Consider the following 18,961-nt stretch of genomic DNA (forward strand, 5'->3'; position numbering starts at 1 on the left):
TCTCCAGCAACGTGATCATGTCCTCGACCATGCCGTGCAACTCGTCGGGGCTGTGCTTGTGCTCGGCCGGCGCCGCTTCGCGGCGCGTCTTGGTGAGGCTGGGCGGCGGCTCGATCAGCTTGAGGCTCAGAGCCTGCGGTCCGCGGCGGCCGGAAGCGATACCGAATTCGACCTTCTGGCCCGCCTTGAGCCCCTCGACGCCAGCGGGCAACGCCGACGAGCGGACGTACACGTCCTCGCCGTCCTCTTGCGACAGGAAGCCAAACCCCTTGTCGACGTCGTACCACTTAACCTTGCCGGTCGGCACTGGTCTCACCTGCTTGTCTACTGGATGTCGAGAATCTCGAAACACAATAAGCGTCCCGCCTGCGCAGGACGCCGTATGGGAGTCTGATCCTACTCGGATGCTTGCCTAACGAGCACCCCCGTTGTCGGTTACTCGGTAGGCTGGGCGTTACCGCTGGAGGAGATATGCGCCTGGTCCTGAACATTATCTGGCTGATATTCGGCGGCCTGTGGTTGGCCGCCGGATACCTGGTGGCGGCGCTCCTCAGCTTCCTGCTCATCATCACCATCCCCTTCGGCTTCGCTTCGTTGCGGATCGCGTTATACGCGCTGTGGCCGTTCGGCCGCACCATCGTGGACAAGCCGACGGCGGGGAACGCGGCACTGGTCGGCAACGTCATCTGGGTGGTGCTCTTCGGCGTGTGGCTGGCGATCGGTCACATCGTCAGCGCGGTGGCGATGGCGGCGACGATCGTCGGCATTCCGCTGGCGCTCGCCAATCTCAAACTGATTCCGGTGTCACTGATGCCGCTGGGCAAGCAGATCGTTCCGGTCGACCAGCAATTCGCTCCGGCGGCTGCCGCATGACGCTGACCGCGCTTGGCGTACCGGCGGTGCCGGGTCGCTTCGACGCTGTTGCCGAAGCACCCGCCACGGGCCCGCTGCTGGACACCTACGGCCGGATCGCCACCGATCTGCGGGTCTCGCTGACCGATCGCTGCAATCTGCGCTGCAATTACTGCATGCCGGCTGAGGGCCTCGACTGGCTGCCCGGCGAGCAACTGCTGCGCCCCGAGGAGCTGGAACGGCTGATGCGCATCGCGGTCACCCGGCTAGGGGTCACCAGCGTGCGATTCACCGGCGGCGAGCCCCTGCTGTCCCGCCATCTCGAAGAGGTGGTCGCGGCGGCGGCCGGTTTGCGGCCCCGCCCCGAGATCTCGCTGACCACCAACGGCGTGAGCCTCGCGCGGCGCGCAGCCGCGCTCGCGAAGGCGGGCCTGAATCGGGTCAACGTGTCGATGGACAGCGTCAACCGCGACCACTTCGCGGCCATCACCCGGCGCGACCGCCTCAACGACGTGCTCGCGGGCCTGGCCGCGGCCAAGGACGCGGGCCTGACGCCGGTCAAGGTCAACGCCGTCCTCGACCCCGCCACCGGCCGCGAGGATGTCGTAGGGCTGCTGCGGTTCTGTCTCGAGCACGGCTACCAGCTACGGGTCATCGAGCAGATGCCGCTGGACGCCGGGCACGAATGGCGCCGGGGTGCCGCGTTGAGCGCCGACGACGTGCTGGCCGCCCTGCGCCCGCATTTCCGGCTGCGGCCGGATCCCACGCCGCGCGGATCGGCACCCGCCGAACTGTGGCTGGTCGACACCGGCCCGGACGCACCGAGCGGGAAATTCGGCATCATCGCGTCGGTCTCGCACGCTTTCTGCTCGACCTGCGACCGCACGCGGTTGACCGCCGACGGCCAGATCCGCTCCTGCCTGTTCTCCGCGCAGGAGACCGACCTTCGCGGCCTGCTGCGCACCGGCGCGTCCGACGACGCGGTCGAGACGGCGTGGCGCACCGCGATGTGGGGCAAGCCCGCCGGCCACGGCATCAACGATCCGAACTTCGTCCAGCCCGACCGCCCGATGAGCGCGATCGGTGGCTAGCCCCGTGAGCCAGGCCCACGTCCAGCCGGACGCAATGCACGTGACCGTGCGCTATTTCGCGGCCGCGCGGGCGGCGGCAGGTGCCGATTCGGAGACGGTGTCGCTCAATCCGAGCGCGACGGTGGCCGAATTGGTCGAGACGTTGGCCGGTCGCGGGACTCAGCTCGCCGGTGTCTTGAGCCGATGCTCGTATCTGTGCGACGGCGTGGCGGTGCGCGACGAGACCGCACCGTTACGACCCGGCAACACGATCGACGTTCTACCGCCCTTCGCCGGCGGATGAAACTGTGAGATAGCTCACGTAACGGATTGATAACGGGACGGACACGGTCCGATCGCGGTCGGTATGACCTGCGCAAACTCCAAGTGTTCCTGGGGTTTTGGAAGATGTCGGCGGAGGAAACGCCGCGTTTCGCTGAACGTGACGCGATCGACAGAAACCGTTACCGTCTCCGGAGGCTCGTCAAGATCAAACCGGAATGACGGACCACCCCTCACCTATCGCGCCGAGCTCCATCCAATAGGCAGGGGACGCCCTACCGACTTACATGGATGGAGACGGGGGACCCACCGGTCCCGCCGGATTGGAGCCGCCAGCGGCTCCTTGGGGTGAAGCCGACGTCGTTTCGTTGCAGAACACGACGCGGCCGGGTGGCCTCTTGAACCCGAACCCGACAGCTGACCTCGCAGGCGCGTGATACGAGAGGATTTTTCACGGCCTATGAGTGGACGTCACCGAAAGCCAAGTAGTTCAAACATCAGCGTCGCCAAGATCGCCGTGACCGGCGCAGTCCTTGGTGGCGGCAGCATCGCCCTGGCCGGCCAGGCGGCCGCGGCCACCGACGGCGAATGGGATCAGGTTGCCCGTTGCGAGTCGGGCGGCAACTGGGGCATCAACACCGGCAACGGCTATCACGGCGGTGTGCAGTTCAGCTCCAGCACGTGGGCCGCGCACGGCGGAAGCGAGTTCGCCCCTTCGGCCGAACTCGCTTCCAAGGATCAGCAGATCGCCGTGGCCGAGCGCGTGCTGGCCACCCAGGGTCGCGGTGCGTGGCCCGTATGTGGTGGTCCGCTCTCGGGTCCGAGCCCGCGCGAAGTGCCTGCGCCCAAACCCGCCGGTCTGGACATGCCCTGGCTGAACGGCCTGCCTTGGCTGGCACCTCCGCCGCCGCCCGCCGACGCGCCCCTGCCGGACGCGCCGCCGCCCGCCGACGCGCCGCCGCCGGACGCCCCTCCGCCTCCGCCGCCCGCGCCGGTTCAGCTGACCGGTTTCGACCAGCCGGCGCCGCCGCCCGCGGATCTGCCGCCCGCCCCGCCGGCGGACGCGCCTCCCCCGGCGGATGTCCCGCCTGCGCCTCCGGCTGACGCTCTGCCGCCCGCGCCTCCGGCCGATGCGCCCGCACCCCCGGCCGACGTCCCGCCGGCCCCGCCGGCCCCCGGCGACGTCAACGCCGCCGACCCGCAGAAGGCGGCCCAGGTGGGCTACACGCGACAGCTGTGGGACGCCATCAAGGGACAGGACATCCACGGAAACGACGCGCTGGACGCTCTGGCTCAGCCGTCACCCGCTGGCTGACACCGGCCGTCAGGGATTGCCCGGCACGCCCCGAAAGCGATCGCTTTCGGGGCGTGTCGGCATCTCAGGCCATTAGGCCGAGCCCACCCACTCTTCGGTTCCGTCGTCGAAGAACTGGTGCTTCCACACGGGTAGGCGCGCTTTCACGGTGTCCACCAGATGCGCGCACGCCGCGAACGCTTCCTGCCGATGGTCGGCCGCAACCGCGGCCACCAGCGCCGCCTCCCCGATGTGCAGCACCCCGATCCGATGGCTGGCCGCGACGGCCCGCAGGCCGCGGGACTGCTCGGCCACCTCCGCCACCACCTCGGCCATGACTTGTGCGGCCGACGGGTGCGCCGAGTACTCGAGCCGCACCACGCCGCGCCCGCCGTCATGGTCGCGGATCATGCCGACGAACCCGACGATGGCACCGGCCGATTGATGGCTCACCAGTTCTTCATGCTCGGCCAGGGTGATCGGGTGCTCGGTCATCGCCGCGCGCACCACGAGGGTCATGTCTGGTGATCTTTGCCGGCGAGTTGATCCAACGCGTGGTCGAGCACGCCGGTGAGCACGCCCAGGCCGTCGCGCACCCCGCCCGGCGAGCCCGGCAGGTTGACGATCAGGGTCTGTCCGGCCACACCGCACACACCGCGCGACAACACCGATGTCGGAACCTTCGGCAGGCCCGACAGGCGGATGGCCTCGGCGAGGCCGGGAATCATGTAGTCGAGCAACGCGACGGTCTGGTCGGGCGTGCTGTCGCTGGGCGAGATGCCCGTGCCACCCGAGGTGATGATGACGTCAACGCCATCGTCGAGCGCCATGCGCAGCGCCTGCCCCACCGGCTCGCCGTCGGCGACGACTTCCGGTTCGGCAGCTGAAAATCCTTGCTGCCCAAGCCATTCAGAGATGATCGGCCCGCAGCGGTCGTCGTACACCCCAGCGGACGCGCGGGTCGAGGAAATGATGATTCGGGCGGATTTGGCGTTCATCACCGCTCCCATGTTCCGCTTTTGCCGCCTTCTTTGCGCAGCACTCGAATGTCATCGATCTGCGCGGCGGGATCGACCGCTTTGATCATGTCGTAGAGCGTCAGCGCGGCGACGCTGACGGCGGTCAGCGCTTCCATCTCCACACCGGTGCGGTCGGTGCTGCGGACCGTCGCGGTGATCTCGATATCGGACTCCCCCACCGTGAAGTCGACGTCGACTCCGGTGAGCGCGAGCTGATGACAAAGCGGAATCAGGTCGCTGGTGCGCTTTGCCGCCAAAATACCGGCCACCCGCGCGGTGGCCAGCGCGTCACCCTTGGGCAGGCCGCCGCTGGTGATCAGCGCCACCACTTGCGCGGAAGTGCGTAGGGCACCCGCGGCAACGGCGGTTCGCTTGGTGGCACCCTTCTCGCTGACGTCCACCATGTGCGCCGCCCCGCGCTCGTCCAGGTGCGACAGCGCAGCCGGCCTGGACGTCCCGGATGCCCCAGCCATGGGAGATGACCTACCGATTGACGACGGTGACCGGGTGCAGGTAGGGCAGGTCGGCGGACGGTAGCGGGAACACCAGCTCGCCGAACGGGGACAACGCACCCGTCCGGTCGGTCGCGAGTTCGCTCACCGCGTGGTCGTCGTGGTCCGTCGTCGGCCAGCCGTTGTCGACATACCGGGTTTTGCGCTCTTTGCCCTCAGCGTTGTCAGCCACGCGTCCATTCTGACAGGTCGCGCACACGCACGTGGTGCAAGGCCGTCAGTTCGGGAGTTCGCGGCCTCCGCGGGGTCCGCCGCCTGCTTTACGCTGGTCAGCAATGACCGACAACACCCCGGATATCCCGCTGGGGTCGTGGCTGGCCGAATTATCCGATGAGCGTCTGATCCGCCTGCTGGAATTGCGGCCAGACCTCGCCCAGCCTCCCCCCGGCAGCATCGCTGCGCTGGCCGCGCGCGCGCAGGCCCGCCAGTCGGTGAAGGCCGCCACTGACGAACTGGATTTCTTGCGGCTGGCGGTTCTCGACGCGTTGCTGGTGCTGCAGGCCGATACCGCGCCGGTGCCGACGGCAAAGCTCCTGGCCCTGATCGACGACCGCGCTCCCGAGTCAGACGTGACCGGTGCGCTCGACGATTTGCGGGATCGCGCGCTGGTTTGGGGCGAGGCCGCGCTCCGAGTGGCCGCCGACGCTTCAGCCGCGCTGCCGTGGCATGCGGGGCAGGTCACCCTCGAGGACGGCTCCCGCAGTGGCGAAGAGATCGCCGCCTTGATCGACGACCTCACCGAAGCCCAGCTGGACGTTCTCGAGAAACTCCTCGAAGGCTCCCCGATGGGCCGCACCCGTGACGCCGCCCCCGGCGCGGCCGGCGACCGTCCCGTGCCCCAGCTGCTGGCGTTGGGACTGTTGCGACGCATCGACGCCGAGACGGTGATCCTGCCGCGGCACGTCGGGCAGGTGCTGCGTGGCGAGCAGCCCGGTCCCCTGCAGCTGACAGCTCCCGACCCGGTCGTGTCGACCACCACCTCCGACGATGTCGACGCGACCGCCGCCGGGGCCGTCATCGATCTGCTGCGCGCGCTTGACGTAGTCGTTGAATCGCTCGCCACCGCACCGGTTCCCGAGCTGCGCAGCGGCGGCCTGGGAATTCGCGACGTGAAGCGGCTGAGTAAGACCACCGGCATCGAGGAGCCTCGGCTGGGCCTGGTCCTCGAGCTCGCGGCGGCGGCGGGATTGATCGCCAGCGGCATGCCGGACCCGGAACCGGACACCGGCGACGGACCGTACTGGGCGCCGACGGTCGCCGTCGACCGGTTCACCGCATTGCCCGCGGCCGACCGGTGGGAGTTGCTGGCCAACGCCTGGCTGGACCTGCCGGGCCGGCCGGCATTGATCGGCACCCGCGGCCCCGACGCCAAACCCTATGGCGCCCTGACGGATGCGCTGTACTCGACGGCCGCACCGCTGGACCGCCGACTGCTGCTCGGCATGCTGTCCGAGCTGCCACCTGGCGCGGGCGTCAACGCCGTCGAGGCGTCGGCGGCGCTGATCTGGCGGCGCCCGCGCTGGTCCAAACGGCTGCAGCCGGGGCCCGTCGGCGATCTGCTGGCCGAGACGCACGCCCTCGGCCTGGCGGGACGCGGCGCCCTGAGCACTCCCGGCCGCGCCCTGCTGGACGACGACTCTGCGGCGGCGGTCGACGCCATGAACCGGGCACTGCCCAAGCCGATCGACCATTTCTTCGTGCAGGCCGACCTGACGGTCGTGGTGCCAGGGCCGCTGCAGCGCGACCTCGCCGAGCAACTGGCCACGGTGGCCACCGTCGAATCGGCGGGCACCGCGATGGTGTACCGGGTCAGCGAGCAGTCGATCCGGCACGCGCTCGACATCGGCAAAACCCGCGACTGGATGCATGCCCTCTTCGCCAAACACTCGAAAACGCCGGTGCCGCAAGGGCTTACCTACCTGATCGACGATGTCGCGCGCAGACACGGCCAGCTGCGGATCGGCATGGCCGCCTCGTTCGTGCGTTGCGAGGATCCGGCGCTGCTGGCCCAGGCGGTCGCAGCGCCCGCGACCGAGGCGGTCGAACTGCGCGCCCTGGCGCCGACGGTCGCGGTGTCCTCGGCACCGATCGCTGAGGTGCTGTCCGCGTTGCGGGCCGCGGGCTTCGCTCCGGCGGCGGAGGATTCCTCGGGCGCCATCGTCGACGTCCGGCCCCGCGGGGCCCGAGTGTCCACGCCACAGCAGCGCCGGCCGTACCGTCCGATGCCGCGTCCAAACAGCGAGAGCCTGAACGCGGTCGTGGCGGTGCTGCGCAAGGTGACCGCGGCGCCCTTCGGCAACAGCCGCATCGATCCGGCCCTCACCATGTCGATGCTGCAGCGTGCGGCCAAGGAACAGGACACGCTGGTGATCGGCTACCTGGACGCCGCCGGGGTGGCCACGCAGCGGGTGGTGTCGCCGATCACCATCCGCGGCGGCCAGCTGGTGGCCTTCGACTCGGCGTCCGCCCGGCTCCGCGACTTCGCAATCCACCGCATCACGTCGGTAGTGTCGGCCACCGGCCGATAATGGATGGAATGAGCGAGAGGAAGCGCGGGTGCGCGCCGGCGACAATGCAGAGCGAAGTGAGGAGCGGCGCCTGTGTCTGACGGCCCGTTGATTGTCCAGTCCGATAAGACGGTGCTGCTCGAGGTGGACCACGAGCAGGCCGGGGCGGCGCGCGCCGCCATCGCGCCGTTCGCCGAGTTGGAACGCGCGCCCGAGCATGTGCACACCTACCGCATCACCCCGCTGGCGCTGTGGAACGCCCGCGCCGCGGGCCATGACGCCGAGCAGGTTGTCGACGCACTGGTCAGCTTCTCGCGGTACGCGGTGCCGCAGCCGTTGCTGGTCGACATCGTCGACACGATGGCGCGCTACGGCCGGCTGCAACTGGTCAAGCACCCGGCCCACGGCCTGACGCTGGTGAGCCTGGACCGCGCGGTGCTCGAAGAGGTCCTGCGCAACAAGAAGATCGCACCGATGCTCGGCGCTCGGATCGACGACGACACCGTCGTCGTCCACGGCAGCGAGCGCGGCCGGGTCAAGCAGATGCTGCTCAAGATCGGGTGGCCCGCCGAAGATCTCGCCGGCTACGTCGATGGTGAAGCGCACCCGATCGCCCTCGCTCAGGACGACTGGCACCTGCGCGACTATCAGCAGATGGCCACGGATTCGTTCTGGGCGGGCGGATCCGGCGTGGTGGTACTGCCCTGCGGTGCCGGCAAGACGCTGGTCGGCGCGGCCGCGATGGCGAAAGCCAGTGCGACGACGCTGATTCTGGTCACCAACATCGTGGCGGCGCGGCAGTGGAAGCGCGAACTGGTCGCGCGTACGTCGCTGACCGAGGACGAGATCGGCGAATACTCCGGGGAACGCAAGGAGATCCGACCGGTCACCATCTCGACGTATCAGATGATCACGCGCCGCACGAAGGGCGAGTACCGGCACTTGGAGCTCTTCGACAGTCGCGATTGGGGGCTGATCATCTACGACGAGGTCCACCTGCTGCCCGCGCCGGTCTTCCGGATGACCGCCGACCTGCAATCCAAACGGCGGCTCGGCCTGACCGCCACGTTGGTCCGCGAGGACGGGCGCGAGGGCGACGTGTTCTCCCTGATCGGCCCCAAACGCTATGACGCGCCGTGGAAGGACATCGAGGCCCAGGGCTGGATCGCGCCCGCGGAGTGCATAGAGGTGCGCGTCACGATGACCGACAACGAGCGCATGATGTATGCCACCGCGGAACCCGAGGAGCGCTACAAGCTCTGCTCGACGGCGCACTCGAAGATCGCCGTGGTCAAGTCCATTCTGGAAAAGCACCCCGGCGAGCAGACCCTGGTGATCGGCGCCTACCTCGATCAGCTCGACGAACTCGGCGCGGAGCTGAACGCCCCGGTGATCCAGGGCTCGACGCGAACCCGGGAGCGCGAGGAGCTGTTCGACGCCTTCCGCAGCGGCGAGGTGTCGACACTGGTGGTGTCCAAGGTCGCCAACTTCTCCATCGACCTGCCGGAAGCCTCTGTGGCGGTGCAGGTTTCGGGAACCTTCGGTTCCCGTCAAGAGGAGGCCCAGCGGCTGGGACGGCTACTGCGGCCCAAGCACGACGGCGGTGGCGCCGTCTTCTACTCCGTGGTGGCGCGAGACAGCTTGGACGCCGAATACGCCGCGCACCGGCAGCGCTTCCTGGCCGAGCAGGGCTACGGCTATATCATCCGCGACGCGGACGACCTTCTGGGCCCGGCGATTTAGGCGATTTAGGCGATTTAGAGCGACAGGATCGTCGCCGAAGCGGTGCCGGGCGCGCCGTACACCTGAGCCAGGCCGACCCGCGGGTCACCCGGCACCTGACGGTCGCCGGCCTCGCCGCGCAACTGACGCACCAGCTCGTGCATCTGCCGCAGCCCGGAAGCGCCGATCGGCTCGCCATTGGCGATCAACCCACCGTCGGTGTTCACCGGCATCGAGCCGTGGATCTCGGTCGCGCCGTCGGCCAGCAGCTTCTCCTGCTCGCCGTCGGCGCACAGACCCGTCTCGGCCATGTGGATGACCTCGTTTCCGGCATCGGTGTCCTGCAGCTGGGCGACGTCGACGTCCTCGGGCCCGATGCCCGCGGCTTCGTAAGCGGCCTTGGCCGCGTACACCGTCGGCGAGACGTCCTCGTCGAGCGGGGCGAAGGTGGCGTGCACCTCGTAGGCACCGAACGTGCGGGTGCGGATCTCACAGGCCCGCACGTACACCGGCTTGTCGGTGTACTTGTGCGCGATGTCGGCGCGGCACATGATGACCGCGGCCGCTCCCTCGTCGGGCGCGCAGAACATGTACTGCGTCAGCGGGTAGTTGAGCACACTCGAGTTGAGAATCTCTTCCTCGGAAATCGGCTTGCGGCGGAACGCATTTGGGTTCAGCGCGCCGTTGCGGAAGTTCTTGGCGGCCACCTTGGCCAGCGTGGCCTGCGAGATGTTGTGGTCGTGCAGGTACTTGTTGGCCTTCATCCCGAAGAACTTGGTGGTGACGAACTGCCCGTTCTGCGCGTACCACTGCGGCAGCGCCAGCTTGGCGGGGTCGTCGGTGAACGCGCCGCGCGGGTGCTTGTCCAAGCCGATGGCGATGCCGATGTCGTACTTGCCCAGCCGGATGGTGTCGGCGGTCTGCTGGATGGCGCTGGCCGCCGTGGCGCAGGCGTTGAATACGTTGGTGAACGTGATGCCGGTCAGCCCGACCAGGCGGGTCACGGCGTCGGGGTTGGAGACTTCGTGGCTGCCGCCGAAGCCGAACTGGATGTCCTTCCAGTCCACCCCGGCGTCTGTCAGCGCCGACTGAATGGCCTCGGCACCCATCTGCATCGCGGTCTTCTCGAACCTGCCGAACGGGTGCAGGCCGACGCCGATGATAGCGACATCGTTGGTCATCGGGGTGTCCTCCTGATCAGACTGGCTGGAATGCGAACGTCATGATTTCGGCGCCGTCTTCGTCGGTGGTGAGCGGAATCATCGTCAGCTCAACCTCCTGACCGAATTGCAGCTTGGCCGGGTCGTTCTCGGTCAGCCGGCCCTCGACGCGGATCACGTCGTCGAGCTGGACCAGGCCGACGCCGAACGGCACGAAGTCCTTACCGGCCGGGCCCGCGTACGGGGCGCCGGGCGGGAAACCCTGGGTGGTCCACGCAACGAGAGTCCCCCGGCGCGGCAACAAGACGTCGGTCATCTCGCCGGTGCTGCATTTCGGGCACCACTGCTGCACCGGGAAGGTCGTGGCTTGGCACTTGCCGCAACGGCTGCCGATCAGCTGCGGGCTCTCGTCGGGCCAGGTGGAGATCTCGGGGGCGAGCGCCTTCTGCATCGGGGAATCCTCCGTCGTCCGCCAACAGAACAAATCTGCCTGAACCGTATAACAGCTTTCCGAAAAGTGGAAACCACATTCTCGTAAATCGTCGGCCCGCCATCGCCGGCAAATCAGCACCTCCGTCACTCTTCTCTTCACCCAGAGCCAAACCCTTCAGTCGAAGGCCACCTCCGCATACCGTCGCAGCACCGTGAGCATTCCCAACGAGACAGTCGCCGAGCCGTTGGCGGCAGGCCCGCCCAGCAAAGTCTTCTCGCAGCACCGCTGGACCCTCGTCCGGATCGCATCGCCGCTCGTGCTGCTGGTCTTGTGGCAGGCGCTGAGCGCCACCGGCCTGATCCCTCAGGACGTGCTGCCCGCCCCGCAACTGATCTTCGACGCCGGCCTGCAGCTGATCCGGAACGGCAAGCTCGCCGATGCGCTCGAGGTCTCCGGACTCCGCGTGGTCGAGGGCCTGCTGCTCGGCGGCGTCATCGGGGTGGCCCTGGGAGTGGCCGTCGGGTTGTCGCGGTGGTTCGAGGCGACCGTGGACCCGCCCCTGCAAATGGTTCGCGCGCTGCCGCACCTGGGGTTGATCCCGTTGTTCATTCTGTGGTTCGGCATCGGCGAACTGCCGAAGGTCCTGCTGGTGGCGCTCGGCGTCAGCTTTCCGCTCTACCTCAACACCTTCTCCGCGATTCGCCAGGTCGACCCCAAACTGCTGGAAACCGCTGATGTGCTTGGCTTTTCGCTCCTACAGCGGCTGCGCATCGTCTACCTGCCGAGCGCGGCGCCCCAGGTGCTGGTCGGGCTGCGCCAGTCGTTGGCCATCGCGTGGCTGACGCTGATCGTCGCCGAACAGATCAACGCCGACAAGGGCATCGGATTCCTGATCAACAACGCCCGCGACTTCCTGCGCATCGACATCATCATCTTCTGCCTGATCGTCTACGCGCTGTTGGGCATCGCCACCGATGCCATCGTCCGAGCACTTGAACACCGAGCCCTGAGGTATCGCACATGACAGTGACATCGCAGCAGCGGACCGCCGTCGTCGGCAGACTGACCGACGTCGAGAAAAAATACGGTGCCCGCAGCGTTCTCGACGGCATCTCCTTTCAGATCCGCGCTCACGAGATCGTGGCACTGGTCGGTCGCAGCGGCTGCGGCAAATCGACCGTGCTGCGAGTGCTGGCGGGGCTTTCCCCCGACCACACCGGCAGCCGCGAGGTCACCGGGGCGCCGGCGGTCGCCTTCCAGGATCCGCGGCTCTTCCCCTGGCGCGACGTGCTCACCAATGTGCGGTATGGCCTGAACCGCAACGGGCTTTCCCGCGATGCGGCACGCCGGCGTTCCGAGCAGGCTCTGGCCGAGATCGGGCTCGCCGACCACGCCGCGGCGTGGCCCTTGACGTTGTCGGGCGGTCAGGCACAACGGGTTTCGCTGGCGCGCGCGCTGGTGGCCGAACCTTCGCTGCTGCTGCTCGACGAACCGTTCGGCGCACTGGACGCGCTCACCCGTCTTTCGATGCGGGCGCTGCTGCTCGACCTGTGGCGCCATCACGGTTTCGGGGTGCTGCTGGTGACCCACGACGTCGAAGAGGCGATCGAGCTGGCCGACCGGGTGCTGGTCCTCGAGGGCGGCCGCATCGCCCACACCATCGAGATCGAAGATCCGCGACCCACACCCGCGCAGCGCACTGCCCGGCACGACCACTACCGCGTTGAACTTCTCGACAAGCTCGGCGTTCGGCATTGACGGCTCGATACCGGATCGCCGCAGTGTTGGTGCTCGTGGCGACGGCGACCGCGTGTGTGTCGAGGTCATTGGGGCCGGAGCTGATCGGCGTGCCCGCCCCGGTGCCGTTGTCGCAACTCTCCTCGGTGACGCTGCAGGTCGGCGACCAGAAGGGCGGCACCGAGTCGTTGCTGCGCGCCGCCGGGGCGCTCGACAATCTGCCCTATAAGGTCACCTTCTCGACGTTCACCTCGGGACCGCCCCAGATCGAGGCGCTCACCGCGGGCAAGATCGACTTCGCGGTCACCGGCAACACCCCGCCGGTCTTTGGCGCGGCGGCCAACTCCAAGACCAAGGTGATCTCGGCATACGACGGCGCCGCGGCGGGCGAACAGATTCTGGTGCGCACCAATTCGTCGATCACCTCGGTGCGTGACCTGTCGGGCAAGACCATCTTGGTGGCCAAGGGCAGCGCCGCGCACGCCAACATTCTCGAGCATCTGGCCGACGTCGGGCTGAAACCCAAAGACGTCAAGCTGGTCTTCCTGCAGCCCGCCGACGCGTTGTCGGCGTTCGCCAACGGGCAGGGCGATTGCTGGGTCATCTGGGAGCCTTACACCGCGCAGGCCAATCTCACCCTGAAGGTGCGCAACATCGGATCCGCCGAGAACGGCTACTGGTTCGGCAGCGCGTCCGTGCGGACGCTGACCGACCCGAACCGCAACTCCGCGCTGGCCGACCTGCTGGCCCGTTACAACAGGGCGGCACAGTGGGCGCGCGATAACCCGGCGGCGTGGGCCCAAAAGTACGCCGACGCAGTGGGTTTGGACCTCAAGATCGCCGCGCTTGCGCAAAGCCGGCTGCGACGGTTACCGATCGCGCTCGACGACAAGGTGGTGGCCGCCGAGCAGCGGTTGGCCAATTTGTTCGCCGCCGCCGACCAGATTCCGGAGGCGCCCGAGTTCGCCAAGTGGGTCGACCGTAGGTTCAACAGTGCGCTCGTAGTGAGCAGTGCGACATGACGATACGAGGAGACAACCATGGCAGTCACGGTGCTACTTGAACTGAAGTTCAAGCCCGAAGCGGTGCCCGCGGCGCAAGACCTGATGCGCCGGACGCTGGAGACCACCCGGGCGTTCGAGGGGAACCTCCGCACCGACGTGCTGGTCGATACCGACGACGAGGCGCACTGGATCATCTACGAGCTGTGGGACTCGGTCGAGCACGACGAGGCCTACCGGGCGTTTCGCGCCGGGGAGGGCAAGGTCACCGAGCTGCCCCCGCTGCTGGCCGCGCCCCCGGCGAAGACGAGGTACGTCACCAGCGACGTCTAGGCAAACGCGGGAATCACTTCGCGTTCGAACAACTCGATGCCGGAGCGGTCGTAGGCGGCCTCCGGGAAATAGCAGATCGCGTACTCACAGCCGAGGTCTCGGATCTTGGCGATCCGCTCGATCACCTGCTCGGGCGTCCCCGATGCCGAATCCGGTCCGCTGCCGTTGGCGATCATCGCGTCGGCCGCGGATTCCGGGACGTAGCGGACCAGGCGGTCGCGCATCCGCTGCAGCTTGTCTTTGACGTCAGCCTCCGAGGTGCCGACGATCGGGTTGAAGTTGCCCGATCGCACGATGGCGTCGAAGTCGGTGCCCAAGTTGCGGCAGTGCTCGGCCAGTACCTCCGACTTGTGCGCGAACGCCTCGGGCTCGGGCGTGAAGTTGGTGTATTGCGCGTACTGCGCGGCGATCCGAAGGGTCACCTTCTCACCGCCGCCCGCGATCCACAGCGGAATCCCGTTGTCCTGCAGCGGCTTAGGTGCGACGATCGCGCCGTCGACCTGATAGTGCTTGCCGTCGAAGCTGACCTTGCCGTCGCGCCAGGCGTCACGCATGATCTGTACGCCCTCGTCCAGCCGCCCCAGCCGCACTCCGGCCGACGGAAAACCGTAACCGTAAGCGCGCCATTCATGTTCGTACCAGCCGCCACCGATGCCCATCTGTATCCGCCCACCGGAGATGATGTCCGCCGTCGCCGCGACCTTGGCGAGGTAGACCGGATTGCGGTAGCTCATGGCCGTGCACATCTGGCCGAGCTTGATCCGCTTCGTGACCGCCGCGTATGCGGCCATCAGCGTCCACGCCTCGTGGGTGGCTTCGTCCGTCGGCATCGGGACGGTGTGGAAATGGTCATACACCCACAGCGAGTCCCAGGGGCCGTTGTCCGCGTAGGTGGCCAGGTCGCGCATCACCGCCCAGTGCTTCTCGGGTTCGATGTCGACCAGATCCATTCGCCAGCCCTGCGGAATGAAAAGACCAAAGCGCATAGCTACGGACTTTAGCCCGGCGACGATGCGGCCCGTAAGGGCGGCTGAGGAGGCGGGCAATCTAGCCCAGCCGGGCTTCACAGCAGATCGATAAGAAGGACCCAGCCAATTCCTGACAGCGAAGCGGTAAATGGGACGCATGACAAGCCACCCCTCAGTCACCAGCATTCAGGAACACCACTCACCCGCCAGTCGATGCCGCCAAATCCGTTGGCTGCAACTGCTTTTCGCCGGTGCAGCGGCTGCCGCTGCGGTCGCGCTCTTCAACGCCACACCATCCGTCCTCGCGGGGGCCGTCGTCGCATCGGGATCGGCGCCGGGTATCACCGTCTCCCCCGTCGACGACACCAACTTCGTCAACGACCAGGGCCAGACCTCGGGCGACATCTTCACCCAGAACGCCCAGGACCAGAGCACCGCGAGCGGCGCAGGAACCTCCTAGCCCGGCGTCACACACCCAGCGCCGCCAGCGCGGCGTCCACCGACTTCGCTCGCAGTTGTTTGTGTGGCGTGTCGGGGAATTGCAGACAGCAGTCCTGCAGTCCGCCGAACGCCACCACCGCCCGGGTGGCTTGCGCGAGGGTCGGTTTCGACCCGAACACCAGCTTGCCGAGCCGGCCATGCCACGCCAACACCTTGTCGATGAGGCCGAAGTCGGTCAGCATGGTCCACTCGGCCAGCACGAGCGCGAGGTCTTCGCGGTGCCGGTAGAAGAAGTCGAAGTAACCCTCCAGTAATTCGCGTGCGCCGGTGCCACCCGAATTCTCGTGGCCGGCGACGAACCGCTCGCCCTCGTCGATCAACGGCACCAGGATGCTGCGCACCAGCTCTTCGCGCGACGAAAAGTGGTAATACAGAGCCGGTTTCGTGATCCCCAGCTTATCCGCGATGTCCTGCAGGCTGGTGCGTTGCACGCCGCGGGCCAAAAACAATTCCCGGGCGACCTCCTGAATCCGTTCCCGAGTGTCCGACCGGGGTCTGCTCACCGGTCAAGTTTAACTGACTTACCGATAGGTAAGTGACGTGTTAGCCTTGCCTAACATCACCTTGAGCGGGGAGGTCGTCATGCGAGTCCTGATCTCGGGTGCCAGCATCGCCGGGCCGGTGCTGGCGTACTGGTTGAACAAGTACGGTTTCGACGTCACCGTCGTCGAACGCGCGCCCACGCTGCGCAAGACCGGCGGCCACGCCGTCGACTTGTTCCGTCCCTCGATGGACATCTCGGAGAAGATGGGCGTGCTCGATCGCATCGACGCGCGCGCCACCGGGACCAATCGCCTGAAGATATTCCGGGAAGGCCGGACGCCCATCGAGGCCGACCTCACCAAGATCTACGGCGCCAGTTCCGACCGGCACGTTGAGATCATGCGCGACGACCTCAGCGAGGTCTACTACGACGCGGCCCGTCACGATGTCGAGTACCTGTTCGGCGACTCCATCACCTCGATCGGCCACGACGGCGAGGTGACCTTCGAGCACGGCCCGGAACGCAGCTTCGATGTCATCGTCGGCGCCGACGGCCTGCACTCCAATGTCCGCCGCCTGACCTTCGGCGAGGAGGCCGGCCTGACCCGGTTCCTCGGCGGCTACCTGGCGGTGGTGTCGGCGCCGAAGTCGCTGGCCAGCGAGGGCGAGATGGTCGGGCATATACGTGTCGGCGGTTTCGCGGCGATCTACACCGCCGACCATTTGGACGACGCACGCGCGATTTTCTTGTTCCGCAGCGACGAGGAACTGGACTACGACCACCGGGATTCGTTGCGGCAGAAGGAGATACTGCACGACGAATACGCCGGCATGCATCCCCAAGTGGACGGCTGGCTTGCGGAGATCGACCGCACGCCCGCCTTCTACTTCGATTCGATCACCCAACTGCGACTCGACATCTGGTCGCGTCGGCGGGTCACACTTGTCGGCGACGCCGCGTATTGCCCGGGCCCCGCCGTCGGCGGCAGCACCAGTCTTGCGGTCCTCGGGGCTTACGTGCTGGCCGGCGAGCTCGCCAAGGCCGACGGTGACCATCTGCACGCGTTCGCCGCCTACGAGCTGGCGATGCGTGAACCGGTGCATCTCAGCCGGGCCTTTGCGCGCGGCGCCGTCAGGAGCATCATCCCCGGTTCCCGCGTCGGCGTCTGGGCGCTGACCCGCGGGGCCCAGCTGGTCTCCTCGATGCCCGCATCGCTGTCGCGGAGGATGGCCAAGCTGAACACCAAGGGCGTGCGGATGCACGACTCGATGCCGGTGCCCGATTACAGCGGCGTGGGCGTTTGACACGATAGCCAAAGAACAGTCGCAGACGCTGGGCGTGCACCACGAGAGGATTTCGCCGATGAACCTTACCGGAGTCGGGATTTGGAGTAGTCAGCTGCGCTACGGCGATCCCTCCGAATCCGCCGACGCGGCAGCGGAATTGGACGATCTGGGCTTTCCGGCGCTGTGGATACCGGACGTGGGCGGGCAGGTGTTCGACGCGGTGGGCCACCTGCTCGGTGCCACGAAGCGGACGGTGATCGCCACGGGGATCCTCAACTTGTGGATGCACTCGGCGGTCGACGTCGCGCAGTCCTATGCGGAACTGACCGCCGAGCACGGGGACCGCTTCCTGCTTGGCATCGGCGTCAGCCACGCGCCGCTGATCGACGCCGGCCAGCCGGGGCGCTACCGCAAACCGCTCGCCGCGACCGCGTCGTTCCTCGACGAGTTGGACGCCACACCGCAACCGGTGCCCACCGAGCGGCGCGTGCTTGCCGCACTCGGCCCGAAGATGCTGGCCCTGTCCGCGAGCCGGGCCGGCGGAGCCCACCCCTACCTCGTCACGCCCGACCACACCGCCTCCGCCCGAGCCACGTTGGGTGAGGGCCCGCTGCTGCTCCCCGAGCAGACCGTGGTCCTGACCGAGAGCGCCGAGGAGGCAAGGCAGATCGGAACCGATTGGCTGCGTGCGTATTTGGCGTTGCCCAACTACGCCAACAATCTGCTGCGCAGTGGGTTCTCCGAGGACGACCTGGCGCAGGTGAGTGACCGGCTGTTCGACGCGATCATCGCGTGGGGCGACGAAGAGGCCATCATGCGCCGCGTCGACGAACACCGTTCCGCGGGAGCCGACCACGTCTGCGTCCAGGTGCTGCTGGCGGACCCGAGGGCATTCCCCCGGGAGGAATGGCGGCGCCTGGCCGCCGCCGTGTAGGGCCGCTCCGGCATACGGTGAACTACGGCGTCCAAACACACCCTGTTTCGGGTCTTTTATCGTCTTGGCTTCACCCCGTGGGATGGGCACCCGCTCGCGCAGAGCCTGCGGAATCTGATCGAGGGAACTCCTGACGCGCCCGCGCTGCCCGCGGGGCCGGCGCTGGAACTCGGATGCGGCACCGGGGACACCGCGATCTACCTTGCCCGGCAAGGCTGGAAGGTCACGGCGGTCGACTTCGTACCGACGGCTCTGCACAAAGCGCGCGCCAAGGCCGGCACCGCGGGGGTCTCGGTCGACTTCGTCCAGGCCGATGTCACGCGGTTGAGTCAGACCGGGATCGGAGCGGGCTTCCAGTTGATCGTCGACAACGGCTGCCTGCACAACATGAGCGACGGCGATCGCGACGCGTACGTGCGGGAGGTCAGCACCGTGGCCGCGCCGGGCGCGCGGCTGTTGATCGTCGCGTTCCCTCCAGGCGGACGCTTCGGCGTGCGCGGCGTCAAGCCCGACGAGATGGAACGCCGCTTCACCCCAGCCTGGACTTCGTTGGCCGCGGGCGACGAGCGCGAGCTGGACCGCGAGCAGACCCCGACCCGCTACTACCTCTTCCAACGCAAAAGCCCCTGAAACACAACGTTTTCAGGGGCTTTGCGATGGTTGATTACGTCAGCGAGTCCGGCGGCAGGAAGCGGTCGCCGTACTTGGCCGCGAGCTCGCGAGCCCGCGCCACGAAGGCTTCCTTGCCGATGCCGCCCGCACCGGAGTAACCGACGATGAACTGCGCGCTACCGCCGGTGTAGGGCGGGAACCCGATGCCCATGATCGACCCGATGTTGGCGTCGGCCGTCGACATCAGCACGTTC

The 18,961-nt window shown here is 67.5% G+C and carries 24 protein-coding genes and 1 riboswitch; of the genes, 14 read left to right on the plus strand and 10 right to left on the minus strand.

Annotated features, from left to right (window positions below; genetic code table 11):
- A partial coding sequence (locus JOZ00_RS14235) for a cold-shock protein (RefSeq protein WP_293344594.1) occupies positions 1-307 on the minus strand: 307 nt, incomplete at its 3' end.
- A gap of 164 nt (positions 308-471) precedes the next feature.
- Here JOZ00_RS14235 and JOZ00_RS14240 point away from each other — a divergent pair.
- The 4 genes from JOZ00_RS14240 (at position 472) to JOZ00_RS14255 (ending at position 3,519) form a co-directional block, all read left to right on the plus strand.
- Complete coding sequence (locus JOZ00_RS14240) at positions 472-873, plus strand: YccF domain-containing protein (RefSeq protein ID WP_293344595.1); 402 nt, start codon at positions 472-474, stop codon at positions 871-873.
- The gene (moaA, locus tag JOZ00_RS14245; RefSeq protein ID WP_293344596.1) at positions 870-1,943 is read left to right on the plus strand and encodes a GTP 3',8-cyclase MoaA; all 1,074 of its coding nucleotides are present in this window, start codon (positions 870-872) and stop codon (positions 1,941-1,943) included. Before JOZ00_RS14240 ends, moaA begins: the two co-directional genes overlap by 4 nt.
- A 4-nt stretch (positions 1,944-1,947) precedes the next feature.
- Positions 1,948-2,226 (plus strand): MoaD/ThiS family protein, encoded by a 279-nt coding sequence (locus tag JOZ00_RS14250; RefSeq protein ID WP_293344613.1) that lies wholly within the window; start codon positions 1,948-1,950, stop codon positions 2,224-2,226.
- 211 nt (positions 2,227-2,437) lie between these two features.
- Positions 2,438-2,654, plus strand: a riboswitch (cyclic di-AMP (ydaO/yuaA leader).
- Positions 2,655-2,664: 10 nt separating this feature from the next.
- On the plus strand, positions 2,665-3,519 hold the full coding sequence (locus JOZ00_RS14255; RefSeq protein WP_293344597.1) for a transglycosylase family protein: 855 nt from the start codon (positions 2,665-2,667) through the stop codon (positions 3,517-3,519).
- A gap of 72 nt (positions 3,520-3,591) precedes the next feature.
- Here the strand turns inward: JOZ00_RS14255 and JOZ00_RS14260 are convergent, their stop codons facing one another.
- From JOZ00_RS14260 to JOZ00_RS14275, 4 genes are read right to left on the minus strand one after another with little or no spacing between them, the layout of a single operon-like run.
- Entirely contained in the window at positions 3,592-4,017 is a 426-nt protein-coding gene (locus JOZ00_RS14260; protein WP_293344598.1) for a molybdenum cofactor biosynthesis protein MoaE, read from the minus strand.
- Positions 4,014-4,496: a MogA/MoaB family molybdenum cofactor biosynthesis protein gene (locus tag JOZ00_RS14265; RefSeq protein WP_293344599.1), complete on the minus strand. Its 483-nt coding sequence runs from the start codon at positions 4,494-4,496 to the stop codon at positions 4,014-4,016. The genes JOZ00_RS14260 and JOZ00_RS14265 overlap by 4 nt, the downstream gene beginning before the upstream one ends.
- A complete protein-coding gene (gene moaC / locus JOZ00_RS14270) occupies positions 4,496-4,990 on the minus strand; it encodes a cyclic pyranopterin monophosphate synthase MoaC (protein WP_293344600.1) in 495 nt (164 codons plus the stop codon). The genes JOZ00_RS14265 and moaC overlap by 1 nt, the downstream gene beginning before the upstream one ends.
- 10 nt (positions 4,991-5,000) lie before the next feature.
- Positions 5,001-5,201: a hypothetical protein gene (locus JOZ00_RS14275; protein ID WP_293344601.1), complete on the minus strand. Its 201-nt coding sequence runs from the start codon at positions 5,199-5,201 to the stop codon at positions 5,001-5,003.
- Positions 5,202-5,304: 103 nt separating this feature from the next.
- On the opposite strand from JOZ00_RS14275, the gene JOZ00_RS14280 reads away from it, so the two are divergent.
- Positions 5,305-7,557: a helicase-associated domain-containing protein gene (locus JOZ00_RS14280; protein WP_293344602.1), complete on the plus strand. Its 2,253-nt coding sequence runs from the start codon at positions 5,305-5,307 to the stop codon at positions 7,555-7,557.
- Positions 7,558-7,629: 72 nt separating this feature from the next.
- Entirely contained in the window at positions 7,630-9,279 is a 1,650-nt protein-coding gene (locus JOZ00_RS14285; protein ID WP_293344603.1) for a DNA repair helicase XPB, read from the plus strand.
- 14 nt (positions 9,280-9,293) lie between these two features.
- Here the strand turns inward: JOZ00_RS14285 and JOZ00_RS14290 are convergent, their stop codons facing one another.
- Both JOZ00_RS14290 and JOZ00_RS14295 read right to left on the minus strand, forming a co-directional pair.
- On the minus strand, positions 9,294-10,439 hold the full coding sequence (locus JOZ00_RS14290) for a thiolase family protein (protein WP_293344604.1): 1,146 nt from the start codon (positions 10,437-10,439) through the stop codon (positions 9,294-9,296).
- 16 nt (positions 10,440-10,455) lie between these two features.
- Complete coding sequence (locus JOZ00_RS14295; RefSeq protein WP_293344605.1) at positions 10,456-10,869, minus strand: OB-fold domain-containing protein; 414 nt, start codon at positions 10,867-10,869, stop codon at positions 10,456-10,458.
- Between the two features lie 199 nt (positions 10,870-11,068).
- On the opposite strand from JOZ00_RS14295, the gene JOZ00_RS14300 reads away from it, so the two are divergent.
- From JOZ00_RS14300 to JOZ00_RS14315, 4 genes are read left to right on the plus strand one after another with little or no spacing between them, the layout of a single operon-like run.
- Positions 11,069-11,875: an ABC transporter permease gene (locus tag JOZ00_RS14300; protein WP_293344614.1), complete on the plus strand. Its 807-nt coding sequence runs from the start codon at positions 11,069-11,071 to the stop codon at positions 11,873-11,875.
- Positions 11,872-12,609: an ATP-binding cassette domain-containing protein gene (locus JOZ00_RS14305; RefSeq protein WP_293344606.1), complete on the plus strand. Its 738-nt coding sequence runs from the start codon at positions 11,872-11,874 to the stop codon at positions 12,607-12,609. The genes JOZ00_RS14300 and JOZ00_RS14305 overlap by 4 nt, the downstream gene beginning before the upstream one ends.
- Before the next feature lie 56 nt (positions 12,610-12,665).
- Positions 12,666-13,610 (plus strand): ABC transporter substrate-binding protein, encoded by a 945-nt coding sequence (locus tag JOZ00_RS14310; RefSeq protein ID WP_293344615.1) that lies wholly within the window; start codon positions 12,666-12,668, stop codon positions 13,608-13,610.
- 18 nt (positions 13,611-13,628) lie between these two features.
- Entirely contained in the window at positions 13,629-13,922 is a 294-nt protein-coding gene (locus JOZ00_RS14315) for an antibiotic biosynthesis monooxygenase (RefSeq protein ID WP_293344607.1), read from the plus strand.
- Here the strand turns inward: JOZ00_RS14315 and JOZ00_RS14320 are convergent.
- Positions 13,919-14,908 carry an LLM class F420-dependent oxidoreductase gene (locus tag JOZ00_RS14320; protein ID WP_293344608.1) on the minus strand — a complete coding sequence of 330 codons (990 nt, stop codon included), beginning with the start codon at positions 14,906-14,908 and terminating at the stop codon, positions 13,919-13,921. The genes JOZ00_RS14315 and JOZ00_RS14320 overlap by 4 nt on opposite strands.
- Before the next feature lie 139 nt (positions 14,909-15,047).
- On the opposite strand from JOZ00_RS14320, the gene JOZ00_RS14325 reads away from it, so the two are divergent.
- The gene (locus tag JOZ00_RS14325; RefSeq protein WP_293344609.1) at positions 15,048-15,350 is read left to right on the plus strand and encodes a hypothetical protein; all 303 of its coding nucleotides are present in this window, start codon (positions 15,048-15,050) and stop codon (positions 15,348-15,350) included.
- Between the two features lie 7 nt (positions 15,351-15,357).
- Here JOZ00_RS14325 and JOZ00_RS14330 read toward each other — a convergent pair whose 3' ends face one another.
- On the minus strand, positions 15,358-15,894 hold the full coding sequence (locus tag JOZ00_RS14330) for a TetR/AcrR family transcriptional regulator (RefSeq protein WP_293344610.1): 537 nt from the start codon (positions 15,892-15,894) through the stop codon (positions 15,358-15,360).
- Positions 15,895-15,973: 79 nt separating this feature from the next.
- Between JOZ00_RS14330 and JOZ00_RS14335 the strand changes: the two genes are divergently transcribed.
- Genes JOZ00_RS14335 through JOZ00_RS14345 form a run of 3 tightly spaced genes read left to right on the plus strand, consistent with a single transcriptional unit; the run spans position 15,974 to position 18,725 of the window.
- A complete protein-coding gene (locus JOZ00_RS14335; RefSeq protein ID WP_293344616.1) occupies positions 15,974-17,179 on the plus strand; it encodes an FAD-dependent monooxygenase in 1,206 nt (401 codons plus the stop codon).
- 58 nt (positions 17,180-17,237) lie between these two features.
- The gene (locus JOZ00_RS14340; RefSeq protein WP_293344611.1) at positions 17,238-18,095 is read left to right on the plus strand and encodes an LLM class F420-dependent oxidoreductase; all 858 of its coding nucleotides are present in this window, start codon (positions 17,238-17,240) and stop codon (positions 18,093-18,095) included.
- Positions 18,096-18,137: 42 nt separating this feature from the next.
- Positions 18,138-18,725, plus strand: coding sequence for a class I SAM-dependent methyltransferase (locus JOZ00_RS14345; protein ID WP_293344617.1), 588 nt, complete (start codon positions 18,138-18,140; stop codon positions 18,723-18,725).
- Positions 18,726-18,759: 34 nt separating this feature from the next.
- Here the strand turns inward: JOZ00_RS14345 and JOZ00_RS14350 are convergent.
- Positions 18,760-18,961, minus strand: a 202-nt coding sequence (locus JOZ00_RS14350) for a hypothetical protein (protein ID WP_293344612.1), incomplete at its 5' end; no start/stop codon positions are given.

The sequence above is a fragment of the Mycobacterium sp. genome, assembly GCF_019243155.1.
Lineage (GTDB): Bacteria > Actinomycetota > Actinomycetes > Mycobacteriales > Mycobacteriaceae > Mycobacterium.

What these genes read in the sequence shown, in the direction of transcription:
- JOZ00_RS14320 (WP_293344608.1), bottom strand. Translation starts at nt 14,908, where the DNA reads ATGCGCTTTGGTCTTTTCATTCCGCAGGGCTGGCGAATGGATCTGGTC.
- JOZ00_RS14335 (WP_293344616.1), top strand. Translation starts at nt 15,974, where the DNA reads ATGCGAGTCCTGATCTCGGGTGCCAGCATCGCCGGGCCGGTGCTGGCG.
- JOZ00_RS14290 (WP_293344604.1), bottom strand. Translation starts at nt 10,439, where the DNA reads ATGACCAACGATGTCGCTATCATCGGCGTCGGCCTGCACCCGTTCGGC.
- JOZ00_RS14325 (WP_293344609.1), top strand. Translation starts at nt 15,048, where the DNA reads ATGACAAGCCACCCCTCAGTCACCAGCATTCAGGAACACCACTCACCC.
- JOZ00_RS14340 (WP_293344611.1), top strand. Translation starts at nt 17,238, where the DNA reads ATGAACCTTACCGGAGTCGGGATTTGGAGTAGTCAGCTGCGCTACGGC.
- moaA (WP_293344596.1), top strand. Translation starts at nt 870, where the DNA reads ATGACGCTGACCGCGCTTGGCGTACCGGCGGTGCCGGGTCGCTTCGAC.
- JOZ00_RS14255 (WP_293344597.1), top strand. Translation starts at nt 2,665, where the DNA reads ATGAGTGGACGTCACCGAAAGCCAAGTAGTTCAAACATCAGCGTCGCC.
- JOZ00_RS14240 (WP_293344595.1), top strand. Translation starts at nt 472, where the DNA reads ATGCGCCTGGTCCTGAACATTATCTGGCTGATATTCGGCGGCCTGTGG.
- JOZ00_RS14265 (WP_293344599.1), bottom strand. Translation starts at nt 4,496, where the DNA reads ATGAACGCCAAATCCGCCCGAATCATCATTTCCTCGACCCGCGCGTCC.
- JOZ00_RS14315 (WP_293344607.1), top strand. Translation starts at nt 13,629, where the DNA reads ATGGCAGTCACGGTGCTACTTGAACTGAAGTTCAAGCCCGAAGCGGTG.
- JOZ00_RS14295 (WP_293344605.1), bottom strand. Translation starts at nt 10,869, where the DNA reads ATGCAGAAGGCGCTCGCCCCCGAGATCTCCACCTGGCCCGACGAGAGC.
- JOZ00_RS14260 (WP_293344598.1), bottom strand. Translation starts at nt 4,017, where the DNA reads ATGACCCTCGTGGTGCGCGCGGCGATGACCGAGCACCCGATCACCCTG.
- moaC (WP_293344600.1), bottom strand. Translation starts at nt 4,990, where the DNA reads ATGGCTGGGGCATCCGGGACGTCCAGGCCGGCTGCGCTGTCGCACCTG.
- JOZ00_RS14280 (WP_293344602.1), top strand. Translation starts at nt 5,305, where the DNA reads ATGACCGACAACACCCCGGATATCCCGCTGGGGTCGTGGCTGGCCGAA.
- JOZ00_RS14305 (WP_293344606.1), top strand. Translation starts at nt 11,872, where the DNA reads ATGACAGTGACATCGCAGCAGCGGACCGCCGTCGTCGGCAGACTGACC.